Annotated in this window: 7 protein-coding genes; 3 read left to right on the top strand and 4 right to left on the bottom strand. The window is 42.3% G+C overall.

The features are described 5' to 3' along the window. The first annotated feature begins 78 nt into the window (after positions 1-78). Entirely contained in the window at positions 79-1,446 is a 1,368-nt protein-coding gene (locus J7439_RS14425) for a hypothetical protein (RefSeq protein WP_209202685.1), read from the top strand. A 78-nt stretch (positions 1,447-1,524) separates the two neighbouring features. On the opposite strand, the gene J7439_RS14430 is transcribed toward J7439_RS14425, so the two are convergent. The 4 genes from J7439_RS14430 to J7439_RS14445 form a co-directional block, all read right to left on the bottom strand. After that, positions 1,525-2,757 carry an RING finger protein gene (locus tag J7439_RS14430; RefSeq protein WP_209202686.1) on the bottom strand — a complete coding sequence of 411 codons (1,233 nt, stop codon included), beginning with the start codon at positions 2,755-2,757 and terminating at the stop codon, positions 1,525-1,527. Positions 2,758-2,928: 171 nt separating this feature from the next. Beyond that, complete coding sequence (locus J7439_RS14435) at positions 2,929-4,185, bottom strand: ankyrin repeat domain-containing protein (RefSeq protein ID WP_209202687.1); 1,257 nt, start codon at positions 4,183-4,185, stop codon at positions 2,929-2,931. A gap of 212 nt (positions 4,186-4,397) precedes the next feature. After that, entirely contained in the window at positions 4,398-5,189 is a 792-nt protein-coding gene (locus tag J7439_RS14440) for a TIGR02452 family protein (RefSeq protein WP_209202688.1), read from the bottom strand. Between the two features lie 276 nt (positions 5,190-5,465). Then, a complete protein-coding gene (locus J7439_RS14445) occupies positions 5,466-6,653 on the bottom strand; it encodes a hypothetical protein (protein WP_209202689.1) in 1,188 nt (395 codons plus the stop codon). A 180-nt stretch (positions 6,654-6,833) separates the two neighbouring features. On the opposite strand from J7439_RS14445, the gene J7439_RS14450 reads away from it, so the two are divergent. After that, the gene (locus J7439_RS14450) at positions 6,834-7,046 is read left to right on the top strand and encodes a hypothetical protein (protein ID WP_209202690.1); all 213 of its coding nucleotides are present in this window, start codon (positions 6,834-6,836) and stop codon (positions 7,044-7,046) included. A gap of 1,670 nt (positions 7,047-8,716) precedes the next feature. Next, on the top strand, positions 8,717-9,311 hold a 595-nt coding region (locus J7439_RS14455; protein WP_209202691.1), incomplete at its 3' end, for a hypothetical protein.

The following is a 9,311-nucleotide window of genomic DNA, read 5'->3' on the forward strand; positions in this document are numbered from 1 at the left end:
GTGATAATTGGGCTATAAATACATGCGATGCATATTCTGCAATCTTGAAATGATGTAATTATATTGAGGATCAGATATATGACACCTTCAGGAGTTCAATGCTTTTGTAATAACCTTTTCCCATCAAAGGCCGAATTAAAACAGCATATAAAAGAAAAGCATCTACTACCCGCATTTAGCAGTAAATCTGTTTCATTTTTTGAAAAAGACAGAGAAATTCCTGACAGCTCGAACTCTTTGGAATATACCAATACACTTGAAATGGCCAAAATAATGTGTATTGAATTAATGGATTCTGAACCAAAAGATACTGACCTCTCCCTTGACCATATACGACGATACACCCGTTTGATTCAAAGAGAAATCAGCACCATCAAATTAAAAAATAACTGTTCCTCTTATTCAAGTGAAATGAGAGCACCATTACGTAGACAAAATCCTGAAATTTTCAGTTTTTTAGACTTTTATTCGATCAATATACATGATGTTGTAGCAATTGCTTTTAATGGAAGTAGTATGCACTGTACTACAACCCCTTCTTCCGATATTGATTTATATATAATTACAAAAAACACCAGGTCTGGTAAAAGTTTTTGCGACTTTAACTTGGATACAAAAAGATTATCAAAAAAATATCAGCCAGAAATTCGTAGTACGTGTCACAGGTTTGAAAAAAATACAGAAAAAGATATCGATGCCATGATATGCTCTTTGCCTGTATTTATTTGGCAGTGCTTGAATTCCAACCCTGCTGCTCTGGATTTACTGCATATTAGTGACGAGTTGGTTTTATATGAGGGAAGTGACGGCTTTTTTTCAGAATTAAGAGAACATAAAGATACATTTTACACAAATTTTTTACCCTACACTGGATTTGCAAAAGACCGAATAAGAAAACTGAAAGCTGTCAATCCTGAAGAATTGATCCCCGATAAAGATCGACTGGATCGGTTATCTGATCTTATTAAAACACTAAAAATGAACATTGCTGATAGACTTGAAGATATTTTGGAAAACGTCGACGACTTTGATGACTTAATTGCCCGTAACACTGATAAAAGCCTAATCTATTCAATAGCAGGCTTGCAATTTAACGCAGGAATTAAAGTCAAAAGGGTCATCAGACCATTAGAAAATCAGCTGAAAAAGATTAAAGAAGGTGCAACAAATATTAAAAAGTTATCGACAATTATTCGTCTGATAACTCAGATCAAAGAGCTATACACTAATGGTCATTTTGAATACCCACTACCAAACAGTACTCTTATGATGAACTTAAAATCAGAAGCAAGCAGTGATGAAGATACTAAAAAAGTGGATGAGATGATAAACGAATTCTTGGCTCAACATAAAGAATGGTCAAAGAACAGTAGATTTGCAGATAGAGGGGATAAGGATTTCTGGAAAAAATGGCTAAAGGAAAAAAGTATTGATGAAGAAAGATAAGCAATAGCCAACACAACAGTGATAATATTTATACATGAAACATTTGGGGTAATTCGTGAATTTTAGAAAAATACTTGATTAACCCTGATCATATATATAAACATTACCCATATTACTTTCACAATTTAACACCTGACGCCCCCAATGAACATATTGATTCTGAACATTTACAACACTATTCCCCAAATTAGTTCTTCCACATGCATTGACAAGCAAGCTATCGACTTTAACATTTATATCTCCCATATTGGTATGAAGCCTTCCCCCGGATTTAATTCTGTAGCTACGATGGGTAATAACATTTCCCATATTAGTATGTAATTGCATTCCGCCAACAAATGACTCCGGGAGTCTCAACTGAACATTTTCATTACAATTGAGGTTAAGATTATTATTCCTGAGATTTGGTGCTCTGGATGATATAACTGACACCTGATACCGGTTTACAGGGCATTGTCCTTTGATAAGGATATCTCCCTGTCTGGTATGTATATCAATAAAATCAACGTTTGCTTCTCTAAAATCATATTCCCTGACAGGGGCTCTTTGACGGCCCGGAGTTGTAACCGTTACATTGTGACCAGACACAACCTCACCATTATGAATAACAAGATTTGAACCTTGAATCTGTCTTCCATTAAGATTGATACCATCTCCGGCTACTACATGAAGAAGATTACCAGCTGATCGGAAGTTCATACCAATGTCAGGAAAAGAATTCAAAGAGTAAGAGCCTGAAGCTTGAAAGTTGAAGGCTCTATTGCCAAATGAAGAAGAAATATTACCAGGTTCTGAAGATGACAAAGAATTTACATTATCATAGCCTCCAGCATTCTCCACCATTTCGTTTTGCCTGGCTGGCTGACGGGTTATACCCGTACTTGGCGTGCTACTGGAGTTAATCAGTTGTATCGCATCATTCTGCACCTTACCTTTATGCTTATCGATACTTGTTTCGGTCGATGGGACATCCTTAAAAAGGCCTACACTTTCTTCTATTTGATTGTTAATTAAACGATCTTGACATTTTAAGTCATCTTGAATTGAACCTGAAAACTCTAACCTGTGGATTGGACATTTTTTTGGATCAGGAAATGACAGGTAACAATCTGCGCATAAAATTTTGTCACAGCATCGAGTAGACAGCGGTTTTTCAAATACATCTTTACATGACAGGCATTCAAGCTTTGAAAGAAACTTTACAGCAGCAGCTTTTTCTGATCCATCATCTTCAGACTCTATTATTTGTCGTCTACCCTTTAAAGATAAATAGTCAATCAATGTCGTTTGACTTGCACCTGCAATATTCATAAAGTCTCCACATGTTATCTGTATACAAAATAAACATAGAAAATAACAATAAAAATGGAAAATAAAAAAGACAGGGAATCAATATATTTATTGACTATTTTGCCAAGAGGAGGATAGCAATTCAGCATTATTAATGGATGGTTGCTCGAATACGCTACTTTGTATTCTCACTTAATATTTACTTGATTTTCTTTTTTTACCTGGCTTGGGGCCAAGTGGGTCAGGCATAAGATCAAACTGTCCTCGCAGGTAATCTTCCAGCTTATAGTGGTGGAAAAACCTCGCATCATTCATCAGAGGAATGTAGTCATCACGAGTACTGATATACCCCCCCTCCTGTAGCAGTTCCTGAACCAGTGTCATAAGCCCACCTCTGGCGGCTGCCGCGATCAGGGTTTCACACTTTGTGCTGTTTTTTTCAAAGGTTGCGCCTGCACTGCGCAAGTACTGCACCATATCATAGTGGCCAGCATTGGCAGCCCCCCAGACCGGGGTCTCGCTGCCGGTACTGTTGGCATTCACATCCACACCCTGTTCAAGGAAGTATTTGACCAGCTCCCGGTCACCGGTCATGGCCGCAGCATAGATGGGCGTTTTGCTGCCTGAGCGGAACGCATTAACGTTGGCACCCTGCGCAACCAGAAACTTCACGATATCACGGTGGCCATTGCGGGCTGCTATGTAGATCGGAGTGTGAGCACCTTTTCTGCAACCGTCAATGTCAGCCCCCTTGTCAACCAGTAATGACACTATATCAAAGCGCCCCCATTCGGCCGCCTCGCACATAGGGGTATCTGTGTATTGGTCAGAGCCATTGACGTCTACACCATGTTCAATCAAATACTTTACTACATCAATGTGCCCCCCAATGATGGCATGACCGATCAGGGATGTGCCGTTTTGGGACGAATCTGCACTGACTCCGGCTCGATGCAGGTACCTTACAACATCAACATGGCCATTTTGGGCTGCGTCTATGATCGGGGAAGGGAAACATTGGTCAGTAATTGCGCCTTTCTTATGCAGGTAGCGCACTATGTCAAGGTGACCCTCCCGGGCTGCGGTGGCGATGGGGTGGTCATACCCACAACGCAGATTGATATCTGCGCCCTGTTCAAGCAATGCTTTAATGGCATCAATGTTGCCAGCCCGGGCCGTTTCAATCAGTTGCTCATTCCGCTTTATCTGCTGCTCGCTCAGCAGCTCGGAGGTGTTTACAATGGTCGACTGTGTAGCCACTGGCCCGGTGCTTTTTTCAAGTACTGTGATCTTTCTTGTTTTTTTACCCTTTGTGGTCTGGCCGGAAGGCTCGGGTGGGAGTGGTGTTTCGCGTTTTGCTTCGGGTTTCTGGCGTTTTCTTTTTTTGTTACCGGTTTGATCAGCCGATGAAAAACCGGCCGTAGCATGGCAGCCACCCTTAATATTCATAGTCCTGAAACCTCTGATACTATTTGCTTGCTCAGACAATCAAAATTTGCTTTTGTTTCCGGTCACGTGAGTAAAAGACCCGGATTCAGTGGATGTGTATGCATAAGAAAACTGATAAAACCAGGCTCCACGAAATGCGATGCCAAATAAAGAGGCATGATCATTGACAAGATAACCAATACTTGCGTAACACCAGGGCTTTAATACTCTGTTCACGAAAGATGGCCTTTAAATACCTTCAGCATTTCCGGATCAGTAATAGGAAACGACACTGAGACAAACCGCTCTTTAAAGTCATCCTCAGCCAAAAGAGACGCAAACAACCGCGCAATATCAGCTGCATCATGGCCAAAGATCCCACAGCCCCAGGCTCCAAGAATCAAATGTTTCACACCATTATTGGCAGCGACGGCCAGGATCTTTCTTGCACGGGTATACATTGTCTGCTGGAGAGTCTTTTGCTGGATACCTCTGCAATAAGGCAGGTCCACTGCCGCAGCAGTGATAAACGAGATCAGGTAAGGTTCTTCGGGATTGCCGTTATCATCTTTAAAGACTGGAACATCCGGTGAATACAGGATCGTATCAGAATAAAGCCCCCGATGGGTGTACTGATATTGGTTGTTATAAACGTACATCTGCCTTCCTGTGTCACTGTCCAGAGAAGCAAACAGTGCAGAGGCTCTTGCCAGGCTATCTTCCTGGGTGTTGGTCCCTTCCCGGAACATACCCCCGGGTTGAACAGCAGAGGCAAAATTCAGGCAAGCCATGCGGTCTTTGCCTCTCTCCCTGGCAAGCCGGTGACACGCTGCCAGAGAGGTTTCCTGCATAACCTGGATATCAGTACGGGGATTGAAGTAATCTGCTGGGGGCTGAAGGGGAATGGCGTCGCTGGCAGCATAGAACCTGGTATTGGCAATACACCGATCAATGGTTGCTTCAAGATCTATTGTTTTGCCATGTAACTTGAACGCTTTATTGTTCAATATATCTACTGTATGCACTGCTATTTTTCTGAACTTTGCCTGCTCTGGATTCATTGCGTCTCGTTTAGCCGATGATGCCACTGTTCTGGTGCTAATAGGTTTTCCTGAACGACCTGAAAGCCCATGGGCTGAGGAGGCTAACGCTCCGGCAGCCCGGACTTTCTGCTTTTTACTCCTGCAAGATTGAGGCACTTTTGCAGCAGGCTGACTGGTCACCGGTGGCATTTTATATGACCTCATTGTATAACCGAGTAATCAGTATGACCTGCTTTTTCGATTTCGCAGATTTAATTATTAAAAATGAGGTATCAATGAAGCAGGGGAAATATTTTCTGCTGATCTGGCATTCAGGAACAGGCTCATCAAATCCAGGAATACCTGTTTTTCACCCTTGAATGTTATCAGCTCATATTTCAGAAAATTATCCAAGTTTATCATTGGATCAACACAGAATTCAACGCCCTTACCAAGACAATAGCTTAAAGCAATGAAGACTCTCTGATCCTCAATATTTACCTGAACGTTAGTATTAAAATTACTATTGGCTGGCAAGTCCAATCTGTTTTCTCCAGGTTGCAGAATTTCCATCTTAACTCCTTTACCTTCGGGTAAAAGATACAGGGAAAATAGATATTCACTCCCCAGGGAAATACTAATTCTGGTTGTAGAATAATCCGCTAACCTGGCACACTCAGCATTTGAAAGTTCTTTGCTGCGAAGTGAACTGATAAGTAAGCCAACCTCCTTTTGTATGGTAGTGCCATGCATAACGCCTGCTTTGAATGTCACAGGTTTAGTAGTACGGGTAAGCCCGGGTATTGCCCCCTCTGGAATATGCACACATAAATCTGTTGTCTTTTCCTTGCCTCCGTAACCTATAGAAACAGTGTACGCCCCCTTATCCATATTAACAACGGTTCTATCCTCAAACCATTCAGGCTCTAATTCACTGACATATTTTTCTAATTCACCCAAAAATTCACATCTTTCTTTTGTCCACTGTCGCGCCAATAGCTCTTGTTGCTGTTGTGATGCCTTAATTTCATTAGGCACTTCAAAATCAACATGAGACTCGAAGAGAGGTCTTATCTGCGCCTTAATATCTTCAGCCTCTTTTTGACCAAACACTCTATTCGCTTTAAAAATGCTGGTTAATGTATTCAATGCCACCTCTCTCTTCTCATTAGGTACAGATTCAATCACATAAACAATTCGATCAAAATTTGTTTTTGGTGGTTTTCCATCACTGGCAATACTGGCAAGAATTTCCAGCATGTTAATTTTTTTAGGATTCACTCGATTAATAACGTCTTTGACTGGTTCAAGGACATTTTTGACGAGCCTGCCAAAAGCTGATACGCCCTCTTGAATACCTGCCACGCCCGGACTTTCTGCAACAGAATCACCCTGAGAGCCAACACATTTTTTTGCACCTTCAGCAAATCCCTGACTTGAAAACTGAGATGTAGAAGCACCATACATAATATAAATACCTAAATTAGTTAGAAAGCGTTAGAGACAATCTCTTCAAACAAAAGTTCAAGATTAAGGTAAAAGGCGTTGCAATCTCACAGTTAGGGAGGAAACAGAAAACACGCAGAGCAACGGAGACATTGTTCAGTAGCTGGTTCTGAAGTTGAAATGGCAGAAGATCAAAATTAATTGAAATACTTAAAGGATTTTCTGATTCTCAGCACCACGTTATTCAATCCCCTCAGTATGGTGGTGGTGGCAGTTCTCTGGAAGTATATGCTGGCAGTTCTCCGAGGGGATATGCTGGCAGTTCTCCGGGAGTATATGCTGGCGGCGGTTCTGGAGGGTGCCGAAACGTTGCCGGGAAATCAATTGGTCCTTCTTCACAGAATGTTTCGGTGAGTTTACCAGTCGCTTCAGGGGTATGACTGGTAACCATGGATAAATGTAATGATGGGGCAGTGGCGGTTACATTCCGGCACAGACAAGGATATACCGACTCGGCGACACTACCAGCCCAGGTACCCATAAAAGTGCCTACGGCAAGACTGCCCAAACCGCACAAAATACTTGGGTCAATACAATAAAACGACAGGGCCGTAGACAGGCAAACTGGCAGGCAAGAAGCATGACTTAGAGCTTGTTTTTTTGACATTGAAACCGTTCGCCCCAAATACTGAACCTGACAAAATACCGGTTCTGGATTATCCATTTGCTCATTGGCTTCCATAAGCTGAGGTTCAAGCGTTACAATCGTTGTATTTATTGGTCTCGCTGGTTGCATGAAATTCACCTGATAAGTTTTTCTCCTTTGCCTTTAGAGACTCTTAATATCGAAAAAAGTTCATCATTCTCAGATTTCACAACCCACAGAATCATTGATGTAATAACAGTGCAGCGGTAAATTGATGAAAGACCAATTATTAATGTCCATCAGTGTAAGTAGTTAACCAAATGAAATCATATTTGCTGCCACCGTAGTAGAGCAGTCTATTCTCGGTCAGCCTCCTACTGCTGCCAAGCGCTAATACCCATACAACATTACACCTGCAATGGTCGACCTTTATAAGTCCACTTAAAAGGCTTGGCCATTTTCTCATTAAAGAAGTCCACAAACTGGTAGAGACGGGCCTTCAGCTCTTCGGTCGATGTAAAACTGTTTCGTTTCAGAAAGCGCCTATCCAGAATCGAAAACCATATCTCTATCTGGTTCTTTTGTTGTCCCCAGAAGGCTTTTCCCTTCCGATCCTGCCAATATGATTTTGGCTCTGAGCACTATGGATTGAGAGCTTTTCCGTTGGCGAATAATGAGCTCCAGAGCGTTACGTTGTTGTTCTGATAAAATAATCTGCTGGGTATGCTTTGATGGCATCCTTGCTACTACTGTTCAAAAAAAGGATGCGAATCAAAGCATATTTTTGTGTGTACTGGTATTAGCGCTTTCCTGCACTAGATGGCCTATATGCGGACAACCCTACCATTTCTCTGATCAAAGAGTACGGCTGGCACTTTATCATCGTGGCCAAGGATGGTAACCATGAGTCGCTTATTGAGGCTATGAATGCCCTTTAAGACGAAGGCCTGGTTCATCATCACAAAGTCATTGATGAGAAAAATAACACGACTCATAAATTCCGCTACGCCAATAACGTTCCCCTCAATCTTCTTTCTCACGTTAATAATAGCTGGAACAGTTTATTTAAAACCATTGCCCATGGTGCTAAAGCACAGAAGATAGCTTTTGACACATCATGATTTGGCAAGATAGCCAGAATTTTCAGGGTAGTGATAGTGATTTTTCTTAGCAGTGAAAGCTGCTGGCTCTCTTATGTTTTCAGAAATTATGAATACGTCAGTTTTCAGGCTGTGGCAGTTGACGTGTATTCATCTGGAGTAGCTGCTGCAGTGCGCTATCCAGTAACAAATCCCACAGCCAGGCTGCCTGACAAAACAGGTCAGACTTCTCTGATACCGGTTGCCTGGAACTTTACCGGGCGGACAAGGTCGTACTCTATTGTTGTCATCCCCAAACGATTCTCCAATTGGAAACAGGGAGGACCTCCAAACAAACCATGCAGTCACCCTCCTCCTCAGCAACCGCAGATACTGTATCCCGGTTAACATCCACTGAAGCTGGAAAAGACGAGCCGTCAACCAGCCGCAAACGCAAAAGAAAGCGGAGCATGGCAGGTCGCCGGATTGAACAGACAACAACGGGCACTGGAGCGTTTCCACCGCATCAACAGCAACCTGAATCCGGGACCATTACCCCCATAAAGCTCAGGCGTGTTACTGGCAATAACTCGTGTATTGAGCGCTCTTCTTCGACTTCGGTTCAGGGTAATCCGGAGCCAATGGAGACTGAGTCTGCTGACGCAGCTTCCACGCTTCCGGGGGAGGACATATCAATAAATCTACCAACAGACAGCGACAACAGGCTGTTAACTGGCAATGAGCATACCTCAGAGATGGTGCAGGATATGCCAATACCAATGGAGGAGGTACCGCTCACTACAGAAATTAACAGTGAAACATCAAGATCAGAATTTTCTGTAAGCCAGCAAAATGAACTACGAATACATTTAAATAATCAAGAAATACAAGCAGTACTAAAGAATGCCGGGATACTGCTGAAAACCCTCAATGACAGGAAAATCCAACTAGCGC

This window comes from Salinisphaera sp. G21_0, assembly GCF_017744115.1.
GTDB lineage: Bacteria > Pseudomonadota > Gammaproteobacteria > Pseudomonadales > Endozoicomonadaceae > Endozoicomonas.

What these genes read in the sequence shown, in the direction of transcription:
- J7439_RS14445 (WP_209202689.1), bottom strand. Translation starts at nt 6,653, where the DNA reads ATGTATGGTGCTTCTACATCTCAGTTTTCAAGTCAGGGATTTGCTGAA.
- J7439_RS14425 (WP_209202685.1), top strand. Translation starts at nt 79, where the DNA reads ATGACACCTTCAGGAGTTCAATGCTTTTGTAATAACCTTTTCCCATCA.
- J7439_RS14435 (WP_209202687.1), bottom strand. Translation starts at nt 4,185, where the DNA reads ATGAATATTAAGGGTGGCTGCCATGCTACGGCCGGTTTTTCATCGGCT.
- J7439_RS14430 (WP_209202686.1), bottom strand. Translation starts at nt 2,757, where the DNA reads ATGAATATTGCAGGTGCAAGTCAAACGACATTGATTGACTATTTATCT.